The sequence below is a fragment of the Sulfuricella sp. T08 genome (genome assembly GCF_000971475.1).
Lineage (GTDB): Bacteria > Pseudomonadota > Gammaproteobacteria > Burkholderiales > Sulfuricellaceae > Sulfuricella.
In genome coordinates this window covers 54,731-78,530 of record NZ_DF967523.1, presented here as the reverse complement: position 1 = coordinate 78,530, position 23,800 = coordinate 54,731, and the positions used below count along the sequence as shown (strand labels likewise).

19 protein-coding genes and 1 tRNA gene are annotated in these 23,800 nt (G+C 56.7%); 5 read left to right on the top strand and 15 right to left on the bottom strand.

Features of this window, described 5'->3' with window-relative positions:
* Positions 1 to 9: 9 nt before the first annotated feature.
* The gene (locus tag SCT_RS02085) at positions 10 to 456 is read right to left on the bottom strand and encodes an NUDIX hydrolase (RefSeq protein WP_189799639.1); all 447 of its coding nucleotides are present in this window, start codon (positions 454 to 456) and stop codon (positions 10 to 12) included.
* A gap of 100 nt (positions 457 to 556) precedes the next feature.
* Between SCT_RS02085 and queC the strand changes: the two genes are divergently transcribed.
* The 4 genes from queC to SCT_RS02065 all read left to right on the top strand — a co-directional run bounded on the left by queC (position 557) and on the right by SCT_RS02065 (position 3,162).
* Complete coding sequence (gene queC, locus SCT_RS02080; protein ID WP_059418468.1) at positions 557 to 1,243, top strand: 7-cyano-7-deazaguanine synthase QueC; 687 nt, start codon at positions 557 to 559, stop codon at positions 1,241 to 1,243.
* 88 nt (positions 1,244 to 1,331) lie between these two features.
* Positions 1,332 to 2,516: a YeeE/YedE family protein gene (locus SCT_RS02075; RefSeq protein ID WP_059418466.1), complete on the top strand. Its 1,185-nt coding sequence runs from the start codon at positions 1,332 to 1,334 to the stop codon at positions 2,514 to 2,516.
* A gap of 92 nt (positions 2,517 to 2,608) precedes the next feature.
* Positions 2,609 to 2,684, top strand: a tRNA-Lys gene (locus tag SCT_RS02070).
* 91 nt (positions 2,685 to 2,775) lie between these two features.
* A complete protein-coding gene (locus SCT_RS02065; RefSeq protein WP_059418463.1) occupies positions 2,776 to 3,162 on the top strand; it encodes a glutathione S-transferase N-terminal domain-containing protein in 387 nt (128 codons plus the stop codon).
* 7 nt (positions 3,163 to 3,169) lie between these two features.
* On the opposite strand, the gene SCT_RS02060 is transcribed toward SCT_RS02065, so the two are convergent.
* Together SCT_RS02060 and SCT_RS02055 are read right to left on the bottom strand one after the other, a co-directional pair.
* Positions 3,170 to 5,347 (bottom strand): bifunctional diguanylate cyclase/phosphodiesterase, encoded by a 2,178-nt coding sequence (locus SCT_RS02060; RefSeq protein ID WP_082098144.1) that lies wholly within the window; start codon positions 5,345 to 5,347, stop codon positions 3,170 to 3,172.
* Positions 5,348 to 5,430: 83 nt separating this feature from the next.
* Complete coding sequence (locus SCT_RS02055) at positions 5,431 to 7,596, bottom strand: HDOD domain-containing protein (RefSeq protein WP_082098143.1); 2,166 nt, start codon at positions 7,594 to 7,596, stop codon at positions 5,431 to 5,433.
* A gap of 226 nt (positions 7,597 to 7,822) precedes the next feature.
* On the opposite strand from SCT_RS02055, the gene SCT_RS02050 reads away from it, so the two are divergent.
* Entirely contained in the window at positions 7,823 to 8,929 is a 1,107-nt protein-coding gene (locus tag SCT_RS02050) for an HD-GYP domain-containing protein (RefSeq protein WP_059418460.1), read from the top strand.
* A gap of 34 nt (positions 8,930 to 8,963) precedes the next feature.
* Here the strand turns inward: SCT_RS02050 and SCT_RS02045 are convergent, their stop codons facing one another.
* The 12 genes from SCT_RS02045 to SCT_RS01990 all read right to left on the bottom strand — a co-directional run bounded on the left by SCT_RS02045 (position 8,964) and on the right by SCT_RS01990 (position 23,800).
* Positions 8,964 to 11,288, bottom strand: a complete 2,325-nt coding sequence (locus tag SCT_RS02045; RefSeq protein WP_059418458.1) for a bifunctional diguanylate cyclase/phosphodiesterase — start codon at positions 11,286 to 11,288, stop codon at positions 8,964 to 8,966.
* Positions 11,289 to 11,303: 15 nt separating this feature from the next.
* Positions 11,304 to 11,939 carry a methylamine utilization protein gene (locus SCT_RS02040; protein WP_144408199.1) on the bottom strand — a complete coding sequence of 212 codons (636 nt, stop codon included), beginning with the start codon at positions 11,937 to 11,939 and terminating at the stop codon, positions 11,304 to 11,306.
* Complete coding sequence (locus SCT_RS02035; RefSeq protein ID WP_159107869.1) at positions 11,936 to 12,373, bottom strand: nuclear transport factor 2 family protein; 438 nt, start codon at positions 12,371 to 12,373, stop codon at positions 11,936 to 11,938. The genes SCT_RS02040 and SCT_RS02035 overlap by 4 nt, the downstream gene beginning before the upstream one ends.
* 200 nt (positions 12,374 to 12,573) lie before the next feature.
* A complete protein-coding gene (gene hypE / locus SCT_RS02030; RefSeq protein ID WP_059418452.1) occupies positions 12,574 to 13,623 on the bottom strand; it encodes a hydrogenase expression/formation protein HypE in 1,050 nt (349 codons plus the stop codon).
* A complete protein-coding gene (hypD, locus tag SCT_RS02025; RefSeq protein WP_059418449.1) occupies positions 13,616 to 14,725 on the bottom strand; it encodes a hydrogenase formation protein HypD in 1,110 nt (369 codons plus the stop codon). Before hypD ends, hypE begins: the two co-directional genes overlap by 8 nt.
* Positions 14,722 to 14,946, bottom strand: a complete 225-nt coding sequence (locus SCT_RS02020; protein WP_059418447.1) for a HypC/HybG/HupF family hydrogenase formation chaperone — start codon at positions 14,944 to 14,946, stop codon at positions 14,722 to 14,724. The genes hypD and SCT_RS02020 overlap by 4 nt, the downstream gene beginning before the upstream one ends.
* A gap of 3 nt (positions 14,947 to 14,949) precedes the next feature.
* Positions 14,950 to 17,340 (bottom strand): carbamoyltransferase HypF, encoded by a 2,391-nt coding sequence (locus SCT_RS02015; protein ID WP_059418445.1) that lies wholly within the window; start codon positions 17,338 to 17,340, stop codon positions 14,950 to 14,952.
* Between the two features lie 3 nt (positions 17,341 to 17,343).
* Entirely contained in the window at positions 17,344 to 18,207 is an 864-nt protein-coding gene (gene hypB, locus SCT_RS02010; protein WP_059418443.1) for a hydrogenase nickel incorporation protein HypB, read from the bottom strand.
* A 12-nt stretch (positions 18,208 to 18,219) separates the two neighbouring features.
* The gene (hypA, locus tag SCT_RS02005) at positions 18,220 to 18,561 is read right to left on the bottom strand and encodes a hydrogenase maturation nickel metallochaperone HypA (RefSeq protein ID WP_059418441.1); all 342 of its coding nucleotides are present in this window, start codon (positions 18,559 to 18,561) and stop codon (positions 18,220 to 18,222) included.
* Positions 18,554 to 19,675 (bottom strand): hypothetical protein, encoded by a 1,122-nt coding sequence (locus tag SCT_RS02000; protein WP_059418439.1) that lies wholly within the window; start codon positions 19,673 to 19,675, stop codon positions 18,554 to 18,556. The genes hypA and SCT_RS02000 overlap by 8 nt, the downstream gene beginning before the upstream one ends.
* Positions 19,676 to 19,728: 53 nt before the next feature.
* The gene (locus tag SCT_RS01995) at positions 19,729 to 22,854 is read right to left on the bottom strand and encodes a type I restriction endonuclease subunit R (protein ID WP_059418437.1); all 3,126 of its coding nucleotides are present in this window, start codon (positions 22,852 to 22,854) and stop codon (positions 19,729 to 19,731) included.
* 1 nt (position 22,855) lies between these two features.
* Positions 22,856 to 23,800, bottom strand: a complete 945-nt coding sequence (locus SCT_RS01990; protein ID WP_059418435.1) for a Kiwa anti-phage protein KwaB-like domain-containing protein — start codon at positions 23,798 to 23,800, stop codon at positions 22,856 to 22,858.

Sequence of the window (23,800 nt, the reverse complement as noted above, 5' to 3'; positions counted from 1 at the left end):
ACGCCCTCATCAGGAAAGGTGGGTAACCAGTTCCAGAGGATAACGTGTGCCGGCCAGATAATCCTCAATGCACTGAAGCACTAGTGGACTGCGGTGACGCTCAGCCGTGGCTCGAATTTCTTCCTGACTCAACCATACGGCGCGCAGGATACCGCTATCCAACTGTCGCTGCAGCTCGTGTCCATGCACGCTCCCGACAAAGGCAAAGCGCAGGTAAGTGATATCCTTACGGGGGTGACGCCAGCGATAAATGCCCAGCAACCACTCCGGAGTGAAATGATAAGCGGTTTCTTCCAGAGCTTCGCGAACTGCGCCCTGCGCCAGCGTCTCATCAGCTTCCCAATGGCCGGCAGGCTGATTGAAACGAATGCCCTCACCGGTTTCTTCCTCTACCATGAGGAACTTTCCATCTTGCTCAATCACCGCCGCCACGGTGACATTGGGCTTCCAGATCATGGGATTTTCCTGCAAAAAAAGTCGATTTTATCGCTTTTCGAGTTTGATTCAAAACCGGAAGGGCTAAGTGTAGAATTGAAAGCCATTTGAGGGGAATGCCATCTTGAACAAAGCAGTTGTGCTACTGTCGGGCGGACTGGATTCCGCCACCACTCTTGCCATCGCACGTAGCGAGGGATTTGCCTGCTATTGCCTGAGCCTGGATTATGGTCAGCGCCACGGCTCGGAACTGGAAGCTGCACAGCGTGTTGCCGCCGCGCTGGGTGCCAGCGAGCAGCGCACGATTAAACTCGATTTGGCGGCATTCGGCGGCTCAGCCCTGACCGACGAAAAAATTGCCGTGCCAAATGCACCATCGGCCGGCATCCCCGTTACCTACGTACCGGCACGCAACACCATCATGCTGTCGCTCGCGCTGGCGTGGGCGGAGGTACTCGGCAGCCGCGACATCTTCATCGGTGCCAATGCGGTGGACTACTCGGGTTACCCTGACTGCCGCCCTGAATATCTCGAGGCCTTCGAGAAAATGGCCAACCTTGCCACGAAATCCGCAGTCGAAGGCAATACCATGCACATTCGCGCACCGCTGGGCTCACTCTCGAAAGCAGAAATCATCCGCCGCGGCATAGAACTGGGCGTGGATTACCGCCTCACCGTTTCCTGCTACCAGGCCGGAGAGGACGGATCAGCCTGCGGAACCTGCGATTCCTGCCGTTTGCGCCGACAGGGATTCGTCAGCGCGGAAATTGCTGATCCCACCCGCTACCAGCCTGAAACGAATAGCTGAATTTAGTACGAACAGACTATGTATAAATTTTGCATTTAACTCTAAAATCAAACAAGTACGATAAATAACTTGATAGAGGGATAAACAGATGGTTTTTGAGAACTTTGCGCAAGCCCAATCGTTTTTTCTTTGGGCCACCTTTGGCATCGCCCTGATCATGGGGGCGCTCGTAAACAAAACCAATTTCTGCACCATGGGCGCGGTTTCCGACTGGGTTAACATGGGCGACACAGGCCGTCTGCGTGCCTGGCTATTTGCAATTGCGGTAGCGATGCTGGGCGTGGCGGTCCTCGAAGCCAGCGGCCTCGTCAAACTGGCCTCCACCTTCCCGCCCTACCGTGCAAATCAACTGGTCTGGGCCGAAAACCTGCTGGGCGGACTGATGTTCGGCGTCGGCATGACCCTCGCCTCCGGTTGCGGCAACAAAACTCTGATCCGCATCGGTGGTGGCAACCTCAAGTCCATCATGGTCCTGGCCATCATCGCGGTCATCGCCTACTACATGGTCAATCCATTCCCAGGCTCGGACAAGACGCTGTTTACCATGCTGTTCTACGACTGGATACGTCCGCTCGCTGTCACTCTGCAAACCAACCAGGATCTGGGCGCAATCGTCGCCGGCAGCGGCAGCGCCGCCACACCGCGGCTGGCGATCGGCAGCTTACTTGCGCTGGTGCTGATCGGCTTTGCATTCATGTCCGCCGATTTCCGCAGCAACTTCGATAATATCCTGGGCGGCTTGGCGGTGGGTCTGGCCGTGCTGGCCGCCTGGTACATCACCAGCAACGTGATGGTGAGCGCCGACGGACAATCCTTCTCCCTGCAAAATTTCGTCGCCGAGCAATGGGATATGTACGCCAAACCGGAAGAGCTGAAACCCGCTGACAGCCGGCCTCTCTCGACCCAATCCTTTACCTTCATCAACCCCATGGGCCAGACCCTCGGCTACGCTATGGCCGGCTTCAAGCTCACCGCGCTAACTTTCGGCGTTATGTCGGTTGCCGGCGTGATCCTCGGGTCCTTGCTATGGTCCCTGATTAGCAGGAACTTCCGTATCGAATGGTTTGTCTCGGTGAAAGATTTCTTCAATCACTTCGTAGGCGCCATCCTGATGGGTTTCGGCGGCGTTCTGGCAATGGGTTGCACCATCGGCCAGGGGGTGACCGGGGTATCCACTCTAGCGGTCGGCTCCATCATCACCCTGCTGGCCATCATTGCAGGCTGCGCCTCCACAATGAAATATCAGTACTGGAGAATGATGCAAGAAGGCTGATTTAATCAAGACATTAACATCACGAGGCCCCGCTGGACGGGGCCTCGCTCTTGACAGCAAACGCATGCCACGGCATAATCGCTGTTTTTCGGGGGTCGTTAGCTCAGCCGGTAGAGCAGCGGACTTTTAATCCGTTGGTCGCCAGTTCGAATCTGGCACGGCCTACCAAGAAATCCAAAGGGTTAGTCAGCAATGACTAGCCCTTTTCATTTGAGGCCGCCTATGCTTTCATCTTCTCTCTAACACTAGGTAACTCGCCATGAAATGGGTCTTCAAAATTTTCTTCCGCAGCCTGAGAGTCGTTATCGGTCCTTTCATTCTGCTTTGGGAGATCGTGACTACACCGAAGGGCGTTGCGCGCCAGCCCGTTGAACAACGCCAGATCGACCTGCAATGCCGGGGGCTGATCCTCTATCAATTCAGGACCTGCCCCTTTTGCATCAAGGTCCGGAGAGAGATCAGCCGCCTGTCGCTAAATATCGAACTACGTGATGCACAAACAGATCAGCAGAATCGCGAAGCGTTATTGCAGGGCGGCGGCCAGATCAAGGTGCCCTGCCTGAAAATCACGGATGAACAGGGCAATAGCCAGTGGATGTACGAGTCCGCCGATATCATCCAATATCTGCATGAGCGCTTTGCCTAGGAATCTGTTAACCGACTTTATGAGTCTGAAAATTTGATTCCGCTTGACCCAAATAAAATGCGGGTGGCGCCAACGGACCATTTCTCATCAACAGCCCGGTAATTTCATTGCCGGGCAGTGGCTTGCTAAACAGGAATCCCTGCGCTTCGTTGCAATTGAGAGAGTACAAAAATCTGAGCTGCTCGGATTTCTCCACACCTTCCGCGATCAGATTCATCTTGAGCCCTTGCGCCATTGCGCAAATCGCCGTCACGATCGAAACATTATTCGGGTCGCTGGGGAGTCCACGCACAAAAGACTGGTCGATCTTGATGGTGTTGATTGGGAATTTCTGCAAGTAGCTCAAGGACGAATAACCGGTACCGAAGTCATCCAGCGCGATCTTTATTCCCATGCTCGCCAGCATTTTAAGTTTTGCAATCATATGCTCGCCATCGTTCAGCAACGCGCCTTCAGTGACCTCCAGTTCAAGCATCGAACCGTCCATATGGTATTCCTGCAATAACCGCGAGATGCAATCGCAGAATCCGTCCTGTTCAATCTGTTGAGAGGAGATATTCACTGCCATTCGTAGCGGCGGCAGACCGGCATTTTTCCACAGCATGGCCTGTTCGCATGCGGACTTCAGCACAAACTCCCCGATGGAAAGAATCAGGCCAGTTTCTTCTGCCAGTGGAATGAATTCCAGCGGCGACAGGCTGCCATGGAGAGGCGATGACCATCTCACCAAGGCCTCCATACCGGAAATCCTGCCCGTACCAACCCTGATCTGGGGCTGGTAAAAAACCTGAAACTCCTGCCTGTCGATCGCTTTCCGCATCTGCATTTCAATCGAGAGCTTCTCGGCAAACGACACATTCATGCGACCGGAGTAGAACTGGTAACGGTTCCTGCCTTTCGCCTTGCTGTCATACATGGCAATGTCAGCGTTCTTGATGAGGTTGTCTATGGATTCCCCGTCTACAGGGTAAAGCGCGACCCCCATGCTGATGGTTACGTAGAGTTCGTGCCCATCGATCTGGAATGGAACGTCAAACGACTTGATCATTTTCTCCGCCGTTCGAATGGCATCTTCCCGATCTTCGATCTGGGGAAGAAGCAGAGTAAATTCGTCTCCACCCTGACGAGCCAGCGTATCTCCCTCACGTAAACAACCCTTGAGCCGCGATGCCACTTTTTTTAGCAGACTGTCGCCGATTACATGGCCCAGCGTGTCGTTGACAACCTTGAAGCGGTCCAGATCCAGAAACATCACAGCCAGCATTTTCTGGTTGCGTTTAGCCTGGGCAATCGCCAGATCGAGGTGGTCCTTGAACAATATCCGGTTGGCAAGCCCGGTGAGCTGATCATGATAGGCCTGGTAGCTGATTATCTGCTCTGCCTTCTTTCTTTCGGTGACATCCTTCGCCACACCATAGGTACCCACATGCCTTGCGGGCTGATCTGTCATGCCTTCCTCGTACATTCCGAAAGAGCTGAATTCCAGGGTAAGCAGTTTCGACTCGATATTGTGGCGGACCCGGAGTTCCATATTGCGGGACGCACGATCACCAACCCTCTTTTCGTTCAGGATATAACGGGCAGACTCCAGATCTTCGAGATAGATGAGAGCTGAATAATGCTGACCGATCAGACTTTCCTTGCGATAGCCTAGCAACGGTTCCACACGGTCATTGAGAAATGTGAAGCGGCCATTGCCATCCAGCGTATAAATGATGTCCGGTGAGCTGTTCACCATGTAACGGTACCAGCGCTCCGACTCCCCCAACTGGAGATTCATGGCTCTGTTTTCTTTTTCCAGACGACGCTTGATGAGGGCATTCTCGATCTTCAGAAGCAGCTCATCCGGCTCATAGGGTTTTCTCAGGAAGTCGTAGGCCCCATGGCGCAGGGCGCTAATTGCGGAGTCTATGGAAACGTCACCACTGACGACAATGACGCAAGTATCGATCCGCTGCTCGATAATGGAATCCATGACCTGAAGTCCGTCCACATCCGCCATGAAAAGGTCCAGCAGGACGAGATCGAATTGCTGGTTCTGGAGAAGCTCGATAGCAGCGCGCCCTCCATCCGCGGTTACAGTTGCAAAACCATGAAGACCAAGCAGAGCGCTCAGACTGTTGCGCAGGTGCAACTCATCATCTACAACCAATATCAATGGTTGTTCGACCAAAACGACACTCATAGTTGAAGCTCCATCATTTTGCATCCTCCCCAGCGCCAGACCCCTGATCTACCGAAATACGGCGCGAGCCGAAAAGCGACGGATCACCGATCCATCAACACCACCTTTGCCGTTACGGGTAAAAGTATCTGAAAAGCGGTACCCGATATTTCATTGCTCTGGCAGAAAATCCTGCCTTTCAATTCATCGACCAGGTTTTTCACAATCAATAGACCCAGGCCTGCGTGTCCTTTCCCCTTGGTACTGGAGACCGGCTTGAACAGATCCGCCATGATGTGCTTGGGGATTCCGGGGCCGTTGTCCACGAGTGAAATCTCGATATATTCGTTGCCGTCGCGGATGATTTCCCCACGCGTGGAAATGAGCAGCAACCCCCCTTCCTGCATGGCCTCCGCCGCGTTCTTCATCAGGTTAATCAGCACCTGCTTCAGCTTGTCCTTGTCGGCCACGATATTCGGCAGCGACGGGGCAAGCTGGGTTTGCACGGTTATTTGATGTTGCGCAAACAGGGATTCAAAAAAGATTTTGTACAGATCCTGAATCACACCGTTGACGTTCAATTCCTCCAGCGGGTTAGCATAAGCTTCGGTCGCCTCGGTTACCTGCCTGATGATCTTGGTGACGCGATCTATTTCTTCCCTGATGATCGCCAAGTCTCCTTGAACCGTGTCTTCCTGTGGCAGCTTCACGCTCAACAGCTTGATGTAATTTTTTATGATGCTGAGCGGATTGTTGGCTTCGTGCACAACCTGCCTGGCCTTGGCCCGCGATGCGGACATCACCTCGAACTCGGTACGCCGCGCCTGCTCATTATCCACATGCCATGCAGCCAAGGTCTGAGAGGCCTGCTGTGCGAACATCGAAATCAGCTTGCGCTGCTTTTCGACCTGCGGCAACTGAACCTTGGCAAGCCCGAACAACATGGAACCAACGATAGTATCCTGTGCAATCATGGGCTGACAGTAAAACCCTTCTGCCTGCATCAACCGGGCAATCTGGTCGTCCAACACAGTCAAGGTCCCATTTTCCCCGGAAACGAATGAACTGTAGGCTGACCGGACGAGTAGGACGTCGGTGACGATGCTGTTTCCCCTCTTCGGGGGGATAGCCATTTCATTAACCAGTTCATGCTGCGAGGCCAGACTCTTCCCATGAAGAGTGCCCGACTCCTGGTCGCGAAGGAAAAAAATGATATTTTGAAAGCCGAACAGGATATGCAGCGAGCGCTGAATGGCCAACAGGATGCCATCCAGTGAGGGCGGAGCGGAGGTAACGCCCAGCGCAATACCGTCAACCAGGGCAATGTCCCGCACCTCCAAAGCAAGCTGCATCTTTTTCTGGTGGAACTTGTCCTGATCCGGCTTTTCGGGCGCGGCGCCAGCTTCCGCAGCGCCTGTTGTACCCGTGTCGATCTCAATCTCAAGAGTCTGTGCAATCTTGGTGACCAGTTCCCTGGCCTTGGTTATCATCCGCCGGGAGTCTGCCAGGGTGATTCCCAACAACGCAGCCCCGTCCGCCAGCCTCTCCTCGTTACCGGGGTTGGCCAGGCTCATGCTGTTGGCCACATGTGCAATCCTGATCAACGGGTGTGCATCGGTGACCCTTGACGCAAGCACATGATGATAGAGCACTGCGTCCGCCATGAATGAATTCAGGTGCCAGCTGCCTACCAGCCATGCCCCAACTTCGCAATGATTGCTTCCGATTTCTTCCGTTTCCCGCTGCATGAGCTGGAGATCATCATCGACATTGGCAGAGAGCGTGGCATACTGTTTGGGAAAGTTGCTCCACAACACCAACTGACCGACGTCGAGCAGAAGTCCGGTGAGATACGCCTCCTCCGGATGGGGATATGCGGTTTCCTGGGCGATAAGTTTGGCCAGGGTGGCAGAGGTCAGCGACCGACCCCAAAAGGACTTCATGTCAAATTCCGGACTGCTGCTGCTGATATTGCTGAAGACCTGATAAACCGAAGAACTGATGGCAATGGTCCTGACCATATCAAGGCCAAGCATGACCAGCTTTTGTTCGAATGCCGTTATTTTGTTTGGCTTGCCATACAGGGCGGAACTGCTCGCGCCAATGACCTTGGAACTGAGCGCGGCATCTTTGCTAATGATTTCCGCAATTGCGCTAAACGATGTCTCGTTGCTATTGCACGCGTCCAGCACCCGCAATAACACATGCGGCAAGGAGGGGAGACTTGAAGTCTCCAGACTCTGGATCAATGGTGAGGCGACAGGTGCCATACGTATTATTTATAAACAAGACACTAAGAATTTTATCTAAGCTTATACTACATGTCTTTAACCTAGCACCATAACTTTGTTGTATTTTTTATAAAATAGATGCAAGTGTTCCAAAAAAGCAACAGTTATGCGCAGAATATTTAAAGTATAACTTGTAGTCAGGAGAAGCGGTGCGACTTCATATCTTACTCCGTCGTCCGTATTAAATACTAAAAAGAGAGCCCGAATGGCAAATCTTCAAGCCCTTACCCAGCCAAAAATCTTCGACCGCCAGGCGCTGAATGACTATCTGGAAGACCTGGCCGACCTCGCCCCCAAGATCGAGCAGGATGTAGCCCGGCTCAAACAATCGCCTGACGACAAGCAAATCGTCGACAACCTGTTCCGCATTCTGCACAACATCAAGGGCGACGCTGCCTTGTGCAAGGTAGACATGGGCGTCATCATCAGCCATCCACTCGAAACCCTGATGGGGCACCTGCGTACAGGCAAACTGCGCTTCACCGGGTTGCTCGGCGAAATCATCCTGCTGACGATAGATCGCCTGGAATTGGCTGTGGAAGCCTTGGCAGCGGGAAAACCCGTCACCCAGTTGGAACTCGTCAAACTGGTACAAGGACTGGAAAAATTAAGCCAGACCCCGCAAAACCAGCTCGACATCGCCATCAGCGGCGTCATCGAATCAGTCACCGGGTTTCGTCCCACCATGGCGACGCTGCGCAGCACACCACAAAAGTCGGCGATCTCGCGCAGCCAGGAAAGCATCGCCTCGGATCTGCGCTTCTTCCGTTCGCTTGCGCAGCAATTCGAAAGCCGCTCAACCCACTTTCAGGGGCGCAGCACCCGGATTCTTCGCCTTGCCCTGGACACCAACAAGGCAGCAGGCAAACCGGTCGATCCGGTACAACTGGAAGCCGCGGCCTACATGCACGACGTTGGAATGATGTTCCTGCCCGAAGGGATGTGGCTGAACAAACTGGGACGACTGAATGAGGATGACAAGAAAGCTCTGCGTGCGCACCCTGGTTACGGAGCCGGCCTGCTGGAACGGATGGAAGGCTGGGAACTCGCTGCAGAGATGGTGGCACAGCACCATGAAATGCCTGACGGCGCGGGTTACCCGGAAGGCTTGAAATCAGATGCCATCTGCCCGGGAGCAAAAATCCTGGCGATCGTCGACGCTTTTGAAGCCGTGATGCTGAAGCATACTCATCGCGGCCATGGACGTTCGATGCTGCGCGCCATTGCGGAAGTGAATGCCTGCGACAAGCAGTTCGCGGTGGAGTGGATAACCCCCTTCAATGCCGTGGTCCGGCGGCTGATCGAAGGCTGATGGGTTGGGCGTTGCGTAGCGGATCGAACACCTCCTACGTTGCAAATGCGGGCACGCTGTAAGCGGCTATCCAGTCTGGCAAGTCATCAGCCGGCATGGGGCGGGCAATGCCATAGCCCTGGGCAATGTCACATTCATTGTCAGCTAGCCAGGCGAGATCAGCGGAGGTCTCAACGCCTTCTGCCACCACCGTAAGGCCCAATGCGTGACACAGCGCAATCGTGGAGCGGACAATGGCGGCATTTTTGGGTGAGTCGGCAACTGAAAGGATGAAGGTTTGGTCGATTTTTAGCTCGTGTACAGGCAATGTTTTCAAGTAGGCCAGCGATGCCTGGCCGGTGCCGTAATCGTCAATCGAAAGCTTAAAGCCTAACGCAGCCAGTTCACCCAGGTGCGCCAGTGCGAGCGCCGGATCTTCCATTAGCGCGCTTTCGGTAATCTCAAGACACAGCCCATTGGCTGGGAGACTGTGCAATTCGATCAGCCCGCGCATTTGGTCAACCAGGCCGGTGTTGAGGAGATCAAGTGTCGAAAGGTTGATCGACGGCACGATGGAAAGTCCCTCTTCGCTCCATTGCGCAGTCTGTGCGGCAACCGTTTCCAGAAGCCAGGGCGTGATCTCCCGGATGAATCCCGTCTGTTCCGCAAATGGGATAAAGCCTATCGGGGGAACCAAACCCTGCTCCGGGTGTTGCCATCGAATTAGCGCTTCGGCACCCGTAATTTTCCTGCTGGCCAGATCCAGTTTGGGTTGGTAATAAACCAGGAACTCCTGTCGAGCCAGAGCTTCGCGCATTTCCCCGATCAGGGACAAGTGTTCATGTTGCGTCTCTTCACCGATCCCGCTCGCGAAAGCAACGCCAACATGGCGCCGCTTTGCGGCGTTCATCGCAAATTCTGCGCGGCGAATAAGGGTGGGGGCATCCTGCCCGTCCCCCGGGTAGAGGGCGATGCCGATGCTGCCACCGACGTCGAGCCGTTGGCCATCCAATGTGATTGGATCCCGTAATTTCACAAGCACCGATTCCGCGATGCTCATCGCAGAGGCCTGATCAGCCCCTTCCAGCAGGAAGGCGAATTCGTCAGCCCAAAGTCGGGCGACGATGACGGAGCCTGGCATAACGAGACCCAAACGCAAGCCGACCTCCCGCAACAGCCGGTCGCCGATCGGGTGTCCGAGCGCATTGTTGATCATCGCGAAGCGATCAAGATTCAGCACGGCAATGGCGCATGGACAATCCGCAGGCAACTGATTGAAAGCCTCAAGAAAACGAGTCCGATTGGGCAACCCCGTCAGGGTGTCTTCATAGGCGAGCTTGAGGATTTTTTGCTCGCGGCTTGCAACCTGTTCCCGCATTCGGTCGAAGCTCATTGCCAACTGGCCAATCTCATCAGGGGGCAGACTTGGAACAGGCTCGATATAATTCCCCGCTTCGATGCGGCGTGCTGCCGCAGCCAACTCGTTTACCGGACTGACTATGCGCCGTGCCAGCATGACGCTGCCGATGGAAAAAATCACAACGCCAGCCAGCACGATGGTCCACAAGGCCATTTGCAAGGATCGGAAAGGGGCCTCCGCCTGCTCGATTGAACGTTGGAGCACTACCGACAGCTCCTTTCCCAACGGTAGCTGGACGGTCTGGTAATGCTCATCACCGATAGGTACGGCCTGGGAAAGATCATTCGACAACCGCGTCAAAGCACCGGGCAGCGCGCTCCGTTTCGGTCCGTCGAGAGAAGAAGCCAAGACAGCCACGCTGGTTCCGCTGCGCCGTATCACGCTGATCGCCAGACCGTTCATTCCGGACAATTCCTGCGCCCATCGATCATCCACCAGGAAACCCATGGCCACCCAGGCGATACGCTTGGGCGCAAGAATAGGAACCAGGACAATTTGGTACAGCCGGCCATCCTTCATTTGTCTGAAGCCAGTGCTCTTGCCGGCCGACTCCGCAACCAACAGCAGGTCTGGAAAAGGGAACAGGCGAAGTTCAGCGGAGTTGCTTTGGGTGTCGGCAATCAATTGCCCGTCCGGACTGATCACCATCATCGCCTGGGCGCCAATGCGCAAGCCGTGATTGCGGATAACGGAACGCATCGTCGGTCGGTCCTGCGTGGCGATGGCTTCACGGAAGGCAAAGTCCGCCGACAATACGGTAGCCGCCGTTTCCAACTGACGCTGATTCTGCTCAATCAGCCGTGTAAACACCTGAGTGCCGGCTGAAAGCTCACGTTCCATCTCGGCAAAAACGATGCGGCCATTGGTACGGGTAACCAGCGCAAGCACTATCGCCATCACCAATAGCAATAGACCGACGAACACGATAACAATGCGGTACTGGAGAGACCGGACGATCATCGCTTAAGGGCGCCTCTAATAATGATCGGCCTCGACCGGCGGTTTTTGTTTGGCGATGCGCGGTGCAATGTCCATCGCCAAGTTGAGTTGGGTCGGCGCGGCACCGATTTCAATTTCACGTAGGGGAGGCTCGCTGTTTTGACGCGGGTGCCATAGTCTCAGCCGATAATGCCCGGGCGGAATATTCGTGATGAAGGCTCGTCCATTGCCGTCGGTTTTGGCGAAATAAGGGGAGTCAACGACCAGGACATAGGCTTCCATCCAGTCGTGGATATTGCAGCCCAGGGCCACTTCACCAGGCTTGTCGAAAACCACGGGCTGCGCCGGCTTTCCGGCGTAAAGCTTGATCTCGAAGCGCTTGGCCGGGGAAAACGAGTAGAGATGGTGCTTGAACGGGTCACGATTGGGAAAATCAATCGCGGCGCCCGTCTGCACGATCGTAACATACGGGACCAGCTCGCGATCCCTCTGCTCAATAGTCGCGGTTGAATGATGCCTGGCAACGGCTTTGACGACAGGTTCGACGACTACTACGGAATCTTCCACAGGCTTGCCAGCCGTTGTTGCAACATATGCCTCGAAGCTCCCGGCGTATACCGGCCCACCTAGAAGCAGTAATGCTGCCAGGGAAACGGCCTGTGAACGGATCACGGCAAGACCATGATGGCAGGTGCAACCTGCCAGATTTCGGTGGACAGACTGCCATCGCGATAAGTCAGCGCATGCCAGACCTTGACCGGAGGGGTGCCTCCGTATTCTGCCGTGGCTTCTATGGAAGCTCCTTTCGGGTTAGCGTAAGCCCCAAGCTTGCCGAACTTTGCCGGCCGTGGCTTCCCGGCATTAGCGGCGATGAACTTCTGCCAAACCGCACTGATGGCCTCCTTGCCACGATAACGGCCATCGAGAGGGCCGCCGACCCAATCCATGTAGGCATCCTCCGCGTAATCGCGCATCAATGCTTCCAAATCACCAGCCGCTACTGCATTGAGGTGTGCTTTGGCCTTAGCCTCATCCAGTGGGCCCGCAATGGCAGACTGCATAACAGCTGACAGCAAGACAAAAACTCCAATCAAAAAACGGTGCATGGCATTCTCCATGGGTTCGCCGGAAAACCAATCAATCAGCGCTTTCTCCGGCCAGAAAAGCAATCGTGTTTATCGCGGGCCGCCTCATCCAAAATCATCAACGTCCACATATATCATGCTAACACGCAAACTAGTCATTTTATTCCAGAAACCCGGTACAGAATCCGGCTATTGATTGATGCAACCCATGCAAGCTTGGTTCAACAAATGCGGGGAAGTTGTTCCCCAGTCAACCAATCCACGATGCGCCGTCCACCGAAGGCGGTATCCATCTGCACGAAGTGATGATCGTCCTCAACCACCTCACCAATCACCGCCGCATCCTGCCCCAGAGGGTGGCCGTGCATCGCTGCCAGCAGCACATCCGCATCCTCTTGCCGGCAAAAAGCGACCAGCTTGCCTTCGTTGGCAGAGTAAAGCGGGTCGAGGCCCAGAAACTCACAGGCTGCCCTGACCTCAGTGCGGATCGGCAAGTCGATTTCGCGCAGCGTCATGCCAACCCCCGACTGGCGGGCGATTTCGTTGAGGGTAGTGGCAAGCCCTCCGCGAGTAGGGTCACGTAGCACGTGAATGCCGGGTACCGCCGCGATCATGGCTGCCACCAGTCCATGCAGGGCTGCGGTGTCCGACTGGATTGAAGTACCGAAGCTCAAATTCTCCCGCACGGAAAGAATCGCCACGCCGTGGTCACCGACCGTACCGCTGACGATAATCGCATCCCCCGGACGGGCACGGTCGCCGGAAATATTTACGCCATGTGGCACCACGCCTATGCCAGTGGTGGTAATAAATACGCCATCGCCTTTATTGCGCTCTACCACTTTGGTATCGCCGGTAACGATAGGCACGCCGGCTATCCTGGATGCAGCTGCCATGGACTCGACGATACGCGCCAGATCGGCGAGCGGAAAACCTTCCTCCAGGATGAAGCTGGCGGAAAGATACAGCGGCACGGCGCCTGCCATGGCCACGTCATTGATGGTGCCGTGCACCGACAGGCAGCCGATGTCGCCGCCGGGGAAAAACAGCGGTGAGACCACATGGCTGTCGGTGGCCATCACCATGCGCCCCGCCGGAATATGGAAACTCGCCTGGTCATTCATCTGGCGCAGGAATTCGTTGTCAAAAGCAGCCAGAAACAGCTCCTCGATCAACTGCGCCATGGCACGACCGCCGCTGCCGTGGGTCATGTCGACCTGGCCGTTTTTCAGGTCGAGTGGTCGGATATAGCCACGTTTCACATTACTCATGTGCCTTGTACCGTCCGTAAGTGTAATAAGCCGCACACGCCCCTTCCGACGACACCATGCACGAGCCTATCGGATTGTCCGGCGTGCATACCGTGCCGAATACCTTGCAGTCGAGTGGTTTCTTCACTCCGCGGATGATGGCGCTGCATTCGCAGGCCGGGTGATCGGCTACCGACTGATAAGGCAATTCGAAACGTTTTTCCGCATCGTAAACCGCATATTTTTCCCGGATTTGCAGGCCACTGTCGGGCACCCAGCCGAGGCCGCGCCATTCAAAGGTCTTGCGCAACTCGAACACCTCCGCCACCAGGCTCTGCGCCTTGAGGTTGCCATCACGGGTGACGGCGCGAGTGAATTCATTTTCCACCTCGGCGCGGCCTTCGTTGAGCTGCCGCACCAGCATCAGGATCGCCTGCATCACGTCGAGCGGCTCGAAGCCGGCGATCACCACCGGCATGTGGTACTGCTCTGCAAACAGCTCGTAGGGCCGGCTGCCGATCACGGTGGAAACGTGGGCCGGGCCGACCACGCCATCCACCCTGGCCTCTCCGCTCCCCATGATGGCGGAGATTGCAGCGGGGGTAAGCACGTGGTTGGAAAATACCGAGAAATTGGCGAGGCCCATTGTCGCCGCCTGCAGGATCGCCACCGCCGTAGGGGGGGTAGTGGTTTCGAAACCGATGGCGAAGAACACCACCTGTTGGTCCGGATTTTCCTGTGCAATTTTCAGCGCATCGGCGCTGGAGTAGATCATGCGCACATCCGCCCCGCCTGCCTTGGCCTTGAGCAGGCTTACCCGGTTCGAACCGGGCACGCGCAACATGTCGCCGTAAGTGCACAGAATAACGTTGGGGCTATGCGCCAGTTCGATGGCGCTATCCACCCGGCCGATCGGCAGCACGCACACCGGGCAGCCGGGGCCGTGGATCATGTTGATATTGTCGGGCAGCAGGCCCTGGACACCGTAACGGAAAATGGCGTGGGTGTGGCCGCCGCAAAATTCCATCAGGCCGTAGTTTCTATCCGGATGTGCCTCGCGCCGGATATCGGCGGCCAGTTTGCGCGCCAGCGCGCCGTCGCGAAATTCGTCGATGTATTTCATTCTGTCTGCAACCCGATTTCGGCGAACAGTTGCAGGGTCTTGGCCGCTTCTTCCGGATCAAGCCGGTTGAGCGCATAGCCGACGTGTACTATGACGTAATCGCCCACCACCACGCCATCCAACAGCGCCAGCGAAATTTCCTTGCGCACGCCGCCCAGCTCCACCACGGCACTATCGTTATCGAGTAGCTCGGCCACGCGGGCCGGGATTGCCAAGCACATTATTCACTCCATCATCGCAATATAGGCCTGCCCTAGCGCCAGCCCGCCATCGTTGGTCGGGGCCTGACATGCACGGCACACCTTCGCACCCGCTTGCCCCAGGTGAGCGGCAAGTGCTGCGCTCACCAGCCGGTTGAGGAAACACCCCCCGCCAAACACCACACGCTCAAGTCCGGTTCTTTCGATTCCATCCACCACCCATGTCGCCAGCGCATCGGCCAGGGTGGCGTGAAACAGCGCGGCGCCATAACCGGCATCGTCAATTTCAGCCAGCGCGGCAAGCAGCGGGAATAAATTCAGCTCACCATCCTGCACAGTATAACCCTGCTCCATTGGCGCAACAGGGCCATGGCGTTCGGCCACGCCTTCCAGCAGCATCGCCGCCTGACCTTCAAAGGCGGCAACCTGGCGTATGCCGAGCAATCCGGCGGCGGCGTCAAACAGGCGGCCGCAACTCGAACTGAGCGGGCTGTTGAAACTCTGTTCCAGCATCTGCCGCACCGCGCCAGCAGCCGGCACGGCAAAACGGCGTTCGATTTCCTCGCCGCGACCCAGGGCATGCAAGACACTCGCCGCCATGCGCCAGGGTTCGCGTGCGGCGATGTCACCACCGGGCAGCGCCAATTCTTTCAGATGACCCAGGCGTTCAAAATGCGCCCCATCCACCCGCAGCAACTCGCCACCCCAGGCAGCGCCATCCGTTCCCAGACCCACCCCATCCAGCGCCAGCCCCAACACGGGTTCGGTCAACCCATGCTCGGCCATCACCGCAGCAATGTGGGCGTGATGGTGCTGCACGGCGAGCACGGGGAGTCCGCGCTGCCGCGCAAAACCCGCCGCGAAGGAGGTGCTGAAAAAATCTGGGTGAAAATCGTGGGCGACAACCTCTGGCTCGATTTCCAGCACGCCCATCAAGTGCTGCACCGTGTCCTCCAGCGAGCGGCAAGTTGCGGCGTTGTCGAGATCACCAATATGCTGCGAGAGAAAAGCTTCGTCACCGCGAGTCAGGCAGACAGTGTTCTTGAACCAACCTCCGCAAGCCAGCACCGAACGCCCCGCCTTCGACAATTTGATGGCGCGTGGAGTGTAACCGCGAGCACGGCGGATGAATTGATAGTGAGGCGTGAAGAGCGAGGAGTGAGGAGCAAGGTCAAAGGCGCTGAGGTAGTGGTTTTCACTCCTCACTCCTAACCCCTCATTCCTTACTACACTGTCATCGCACCCCACCACAATATCGCGGTCGTGCATCACGAATGCATCGGCAATGGTGGAGAGCCGCCGCAGCGCCTCATCGTTGCCGGTCACCAGCGGCTCGTCGCCGGGATTGGCCGAAGTACAGACCAGCGCCAGATCATGCGGTGCAGCCAGCCATGTTGTACCGGTCGGTCGGCCAACCGCTTCGTGAAACAGCAAATAGTGCAGCGGGGCATAGGGCAGCAACACGCCCAACTCAGCCATGCCGGGCGCCACGCCGGGCAGGGCAACGTCGCATCCCGGCCGCTTTTGCAGCAAAACAATGGGCCGCTCGCGCGCCTCCAGCAGTTGCCGTTCGCCCTCGCCACAAACGACCCATGGCGCAATCGAAGCAATGCCAGCCAGCATCACCGCGAACGGTTTTTCCTCACGCTGCTTGCGCTGACGCAGGCGCGCCACGGCTTCGGCATTGCGCGCATCGCACATCAGGTGGAAGCCGCCGATACCCTTGATCGCCAGAATCTGTCCGGCACGCAAACGGCTCACCGTTTCGGCAATCGGGTCGTCACTCCTGATCGGCTGCCCGTCCGCTTCCAGCAAGGCCAAGTGCGGCCCACACACCGCACAGGCATTAGGCTGGGCGTGAAAGCGACGGTCCAGCGGATCCTCGTATTCGCGCCGGCAGGCCGGGCACAGGACGAACTTCGCCATGCTGGTGTTGGGACGATCGTAGGGCAGATGGCGGGTAATGGTGTAACGTGGACCGCAATGGGTGCAGTTGGTAAAGGGGTAACGGTAGCGCCGGTTTGCGGGATCAAAAATCTCAGCGCGGCAAGCCGGGCAAGTGGCAGCATCGGGCGTGATCCCGGTATGGGCATGGCCGGAGCGGCTTTCCAGAATGGCGAAACCGTGTCGCGGCACAACCTCGGCCGGCGCCGCGCTCACCTCGTCCACCTGCGCCAGGTCGGGCGCATCCTTTTTCAGCCGGCTCAGCAACGCTTCCAGCGCCACCTCGCCGCCCTGCGCCTCGATTTCCACGCCGTCGGCGTCGTTCAGCACCCAACCGCTCAGCCCCAACTCCAGGGCCAGGTGGTAGACGAAGGGGCGAAACCCCACCCCCTGCACTTGGCCGCGGACGCGGATACGCACTGCACGGGGCGAAAAATCCGGACTATCGAGAATGGGTCCGCTGCTCCTCACGCTTCACCCCTCACCCCTCACGTTGCTCAGTTCAGCCTCCAGTTTGGCGACCCTGCGCTTCAGCGCGTCCACCTCATTGGCTTTCTGTTCAGCCGCCTGCTTCATGCCCGCCGCTATCCATTCCCTCCATTCATCCATCCCCTCGCCGCTGACCGCCGAGGTGAGAATGACGCGGATATAGGGGTTGATGCGACGCGCATACTCGATGCACAGCGGCACGTTGAAATTCAGGTAGGGCAGCAAGTCCATCTTGTTGAGCAGCATCACCTCGGCTGCGGCAAACATGTCGGGGTATTTCAGCGGTTTGTCCTCGCCCTCCGTCACCGACAGGATCGCCACCTTGTGCGCCTCGCCCAAGTCGAAGGCTGCAGGGCAGACCAGGTTGCCGACGTTCTCGATCAACAGCAGGCTGTTGTCGGCCAGCGCGAGTTTCTCCATGGCATGTCCCACCATGTGGGCATCGAGATGGCAGCCCTTGCCAGTATTGATCTGAACCGCGGACACACCGGTGGCGCGGATACGGTCGGCGTCGAGGCTGGTCTGCTGGTCACCCTCGATCACCGCAATCCGGGTCTTGTCCTTGAACCGCTCGATAGTGCGGGTGAGCAGCGAGGTCTTGCCGGAACCGGGACTCGACACCAGATTGAGCGCGAAGATGCCGTGTTCGGCGAAATGGCTGCGGTTGGCTGATGCGTACTGGTTGTTTTTGGCGAGAATGTCCTGCTCGACTTGCACCATGCGGCTGGTGTGTGCGTGAGGACGGCCTTGCAACAGACTGCCGTGTTCATGGGCATGAACGTAAGCATGGGTATGTTCTTCGCCATCGATTTTCGTTTCGCCCTGACCGCAGCCGCAAGTCGTACACATTTGAATTCTCCTTTATTCCACTTCGAGTTCCTTGACCTTCATCTCCAGCCCGCCGGTCGGCTCCACCGGATAGTCGCCGCACAGAGGGCAAGGATCATAGCGTAGCTGGATATGAACGGTTTGGCCACAAGTGAGACAACGCCCCTGTCCTTGGGTTGCGACAATCTCCAACTGGGCACCCTCCGCCAGCGTGCCCTTGACCACCGCATCGAAGCAAAAGCGCATCGCCTCAACATCCGCCCCGGACAATTCGCCGATTTCCAGCCATACCGTCTTCACCTGGGTAAAGCCGTTGGACCGGGCGCTGTCCTCGATCACCTGCAGCACGCCCTCGGCCAGCGACATCTCATGCATGCTCCACCTCAATCATATAAGCCACGCAGGGATCCAGCGCCTGCACCAGCAGTTCGGCACTGCGCCGCGCTTCATCGGCGCTGGATGCGGATTTTCCCGTCAGCGCCTCGACGCAGGGCCCGGCCGGATGAAAATTCCATTCGGTGGGCGCGACGATACAGTAATCCGCCACAATACCCTGCCCGTCCAGTTCGGCGCGGTGCAGCAGCAGTCCACGCGCGGTCTGCACCCAAGCCAGGCCGATGCCTGGTCCCAGTGCCGCCCCCTGCACCCAGCCTGGCTCCACTGGCTCGCGCAGACGATCGAGCAGCTCTGCAATCTCGAACAGGCGCGCCAGGAAACGGGCCAGAATCGACGCCCCCTCCTGCCGCAGCAGTTCCGCCAGCAAAGGATGCATCTGCATCCGCGCCAGCGATCCGGTTTCCATCACCCCGCCCTGCCAATGGGGGAGCAGGGCGAAGTGCTCATCACCCTCCAAGCCAGGCAGCACCTCGTTCAGTATGCGTTCGCGACTGGTGTCCGGCATCAGGGCAACCCCGCCGTCGCCCCAGCATCCCTCGCCGTTCCAAAGCTCCAGCAGGTTGCGCGCGGTTTCGGTTTCCGCCAGATGCAGCCATTCCGGCAGCTTCGCTGGATCGGAAAATCCGCGCCAGTCGGCAACAGGCATACCAAGTATGGCCTGGCTCAAGGCCGTTTCAGCCTGCACGGCAAACGTCTGCCAAGCCGTTTCATTCTGGCCTGCCACAGCCTGCGCCAGGCCCTTGCGCAATGCGGCCAGCAGGGCGGCATTGCCTTGGCTTCCCATGATCCCCGGCAAATCCAGCAAGAAACGCCACAACAGTTCCAGTAGCGCCTCGGCCAGCACCAGCCTCTCCCTCTCCACCATCTGGTCTGGCTCGCCCCCCTGAGCAAACGTCAATACCACGGCAGCCGCCGCACCCTGCGCCTTGCCGCAAATGCTGAACAGCATGGGGATCACGGTCGCCGCCTGCTCAACGGTCTTGCCCCGCACCAGCTCGGTCGCCCGCACCAGCGGACGCGGCCGCAGCTCGGCCTGGCCGATGCGCTGTCCATCCCAGTGCAATTTGATGCGGATTTTAGCTTCGAATGTCATTGCACGTTCTTCCGCAATCAAAAAACGATCATGGATGCGCGTCGAATTGCCGCTTACTTGGCCAGCAATTCTTCTGAAAGCGCCTCAGCCTGCTTCAACACCAGTTCCACCGCACGTGCTTCAAGGTCTGGCGGATACTTGTGGCGTTTCAGAATAAGCTTGATTTGGGCACGCATCTTTGCCCGCACCGTTTCCCGCACTGACCAGTCAACGGAGAGATTCCGTCGCAGGAAATCCGTTAGCTGGCGGGCAATCTCCTTCAAAACCGAATCGCCCAGCTCCCGTACCGAAGCTTCATTGGTTTCCAGTGCGTCGTAGAAGGCCAGTTCGTCGGGAGATAACCCCAGGCCATCGCCCCGCTGTGCCGCCTCATTGAAGGATTTCGCCATGGCAATAAGTTCCTCGATGACCTGGGCGGTCTCGATGGCCCGGTTGCGGTAGCGGGTCAATGAGGCTTGCAGCAGCTCGGAGAACTTCTGGTTCTGCACCACGTTGGTGGCGAAGCGGCTCTTGATGTCGTCCTTGAGAAGGCGCTCCAGCAACTCCACCGCCAGATTGCGGTGTTCCATGTTTTTCACGTCGTCCAGGAACTCGTCGGTGAGAATGCCGATATTGGGTTTGTTCAGCCCCGCCGTGGCGAAAATGTCGATAACCTTATCCGACACCAGGGCGCCGGAGATGATTTGCCGCAAAGCGTGTTCTTTGGCCTCATCAGAGAGTTTCGTGTCCTGGGTGCCATGCTTGGTTAGGGCCGACTTGATGGCCTGAAAGAAAGCCAGCTCGTCTCGATATTCCAGCGCTGCATCCAGCGTGCAGCACAGTGCAAATGCCTTGCTGGCGGATAGCACTTGGTCGGCGCAGCGCTTCTTGCCGTCGTCCTGTCCAAGGATGTGGTTGCAGGCGCCAGCCAGGAAGGATAACGCCTTAGTCCGGAACTGAGTGTAGTCAAACCCATGCAGCATGGCTCGCAGGGTGCTAATCTTCTCCATCAGTATCTCCAAGGCCTCTTCTGCCCTGATGGTTGGCCGTCCCTTGCCCTTGGAGTTGGTGTATTCCACCAGTGCATGTTTCAGTTCGGTAGCGATGCCGATGTAGTCCACCACCAGCCCACCCGGTTTGTCCTTGAAAACCCGGTTCACGCGGGCGATGGCCTGCATCAGATTATGGCCGCGCATGGGTTTGTCCACATACATGGTATGCGCGCAGGGGGCGTCAAAGCCGGTGAGCCACATATCCCGGACAATGACTAGCTTCAGTGGGTCGGAAGGGTCTTTAAATCGCTTCTCCAGGCGCTTCTTGATGTCCTTGGTGTAGATGTGCGGCTTGAGCAAGGCCTTGTCGGATGCGGAGCCCGTCATCACCACCTTGATAATCCCTTTCTCGGGTTCGTCGTCGTGCCACTCCGGGCGCAGCGCCACGATGGCGTTGTAGAGGTGGACGCAAATCTCTCGGCTCATCGCCACCACCATCGCCTTGCCGTCCATGGCCGCGAGGCGGTTCTCGAAGTGCGTTACCAAGTCTTCCGCCACACTCTGAATGCGGGGTGGGGCGCCGACGACTTTTTCCAGCGCGGCCCAGCGGCGCAGTGTCAGCGCCTTGTCGGATTCCTCCTCATCCTCGGTCAACTCATCGACTTCCTCGTCGATGTGAGGCGTTTCACCTTCCTTCAGCTCCAGCTTGGCGAGGCGGCTCTCGTAGTAAATGGGCACTGTGGCCCCGTCCTTCACAGCCTGCTCGATGTCGTAGATGTGGACGTAATCGCCGAAGACAGCGCGGGTGTCTTTATCCTCGCTAGAAATCGGCGTTCCAGTGAAGGCCACGAAGGTGGCATTAGGGAGAGCCTCACGCAGGTAGTGGGCGTAGCCATAGCGCACAGCAGTATTGAGCACCGTGCCCATCATCCCGGAAGAATCCTCGACTCCCTGCAAGCGGGCCTTGAAGCCGTATTGCGAGCGATGCGCTTCATCGCAGATGACCACGACGTTTTCCCGCTCGGAGAGAATGGGGAAGTTATCCTCATCCTCGAAGGGCGCGAACTTCTGAATAGTGGTGAAGATGATGCCACCGGAAGGGCGATTATCCAGCTTGGAACGCAAGTCGGGGCGGGTCTCGACACGGACAGGCTTTTCTCGCAGCAGGTCGGATGCCCCCGCGAAAGTCTCGAACAATTGCCCATCCAAATCGTTGCGGTCGGTGACAACCACAATGGTCGGGTTCTGCATTTCAGGAGCCATCATCAGGTGGCCCGCCAAGCAGGTCATCTCAATGCTCTTGCCGGAACCTTGCGTATGCCACACCACGCCGCCCTTGCGCGAACCACCGTGGCGGCTGGCTTGAATGACGCTTTGCACCACGGCGCGCACGGCATGAAACTGGTGATAGCCTGCAATTTTCTTGACGTTGCCATCTTCCTCGAACAGCACGAAGTAGCGCAGGTAATCGAGGAAGAAATCGCGGCGGAATAGCCCTCGTATCAGCGTTTCCAATTGCTGCAAGTCGCCCAACGGGTCAAGTGCTACTCCGTCGATGGTGCGCCAGGCGTTGAAGCGTTCCTGGTCGGAAGAGAGGGAACCAGCGCGAGCGAGGGTGTAATCGGAAATCGCCAACACCTCGTTAAATATGAACAGGTCGGGGATGTCTTCCTTGTAGGTTTGCAACTGGTTGAAGGCCGCCCAGATGTCGGCATTCATATCGGCAGGATTCTTAAGCTCGATGACTGCCAGCGGCAAGCCGTTCACGAACACCACGATATCCGGGCGGCGGGTATGCTTTGGGCCTTCGATGGAAAACTGATTGACCGCCAGCCACTCGTTGTTGTCCGGGTTGGCAAAGTCGATAAGCTTCACCCGGTCGCCGAGGGTTTCGCCGTCGCGGTTGATTTCCACCGGCACGCCATCGGTGAGCCAGCGATGGAACTGGCGGTTAGCCTGCATCAGGCCAACAGCGTTGCCATGGATGACCTGACGGGCTGCATCTTCCAAGATGGTAGCGGGGATGTGAGGATTGATACGTGTCAGCGCAGTCAGAAGGCGGTCAGTCAGGACGATGTGTTTATAGCTCTCCCGTTCCTGTTCCGGGCCGTCCGGGGCGATGTCGGGGCCGAAAATGCGCTCATAGCCCAGCTCCTCAAACCAGTCTAGGGTTGCCTGTTCGGCCATGTTTTCGTCGATGAGGCTCATATCAAATGGCACTGCCTAGTTTATGCTTCACATCGACATCGAAGTTTTCAGAATTGATTTTGGATGTAAGCCGGTCGTTATTCAGGACACGTAATACAGTTTCGATGTCTTCCTCTGTGACCAGTAGTTTTCCATCTGCGGAATATTTTATTCCCCAGTTCTCTTCATCGTTCACTTTTTTAAGATTTGCCAAGAAATTGGCATCCTTGTAGTAGCCAGCTTTCTTGACTTGGGATAACCGCCTCAAACGCCGAATGTTGTTACCTACCAAGGTTGAAATCTCTGAAGCGTTGTCGAACAAATCAAGGGCGTGGAGCTCTTCTACAATCTCATCACGGTTTCGTTCCATGCCCTCCCTGAAGTTCAATGCAGTCTCGAAATTCTTTTTGTCGGCAATAAATGTGGTGTCATCGTAGGAAAAGAAATCGATTTTCCCATCAATTCTGAATATCTCTTTTTGCTCAATATCAACCAGCATGTTGTTTTGAAATATCATGCTGATAAGCTGAGAAACTTTCTTGGTTGTCCAACCCTCGGAGATACGCCGTGCTGCATACAGCGGCGGTTTGCCAGCAAGGTCTAAGCGCGCGATATAGAGCCATGAGTCAATCAATTTCTCGATTGAATCCGCGAGTTCTGGTTCCTCTTCTGCGGTAATTGTGTTTATGATGGACTGAAAATCAGTTTCCGAGGTGGCGATACCCAGGAGGTTGTCATCTAAATCGGCAGTATTGAAGTCATACTCAAGGGCGGCATTGGACTGTTGAATCTTGCCGCTCGTAATGCCACGCAATTTCTTTCGTAATTCATCATCGGCATTGACTTGCAGCACATCGTAAGTGGCTTTTCGGTGCACCAGCTGACGCTTGACCACGTAGAATGAAACGCTCGCCAGATTCCAGTTGAGCGATTTTATTGTTGCAAGCAATTTTTTATTTTTTTCCAC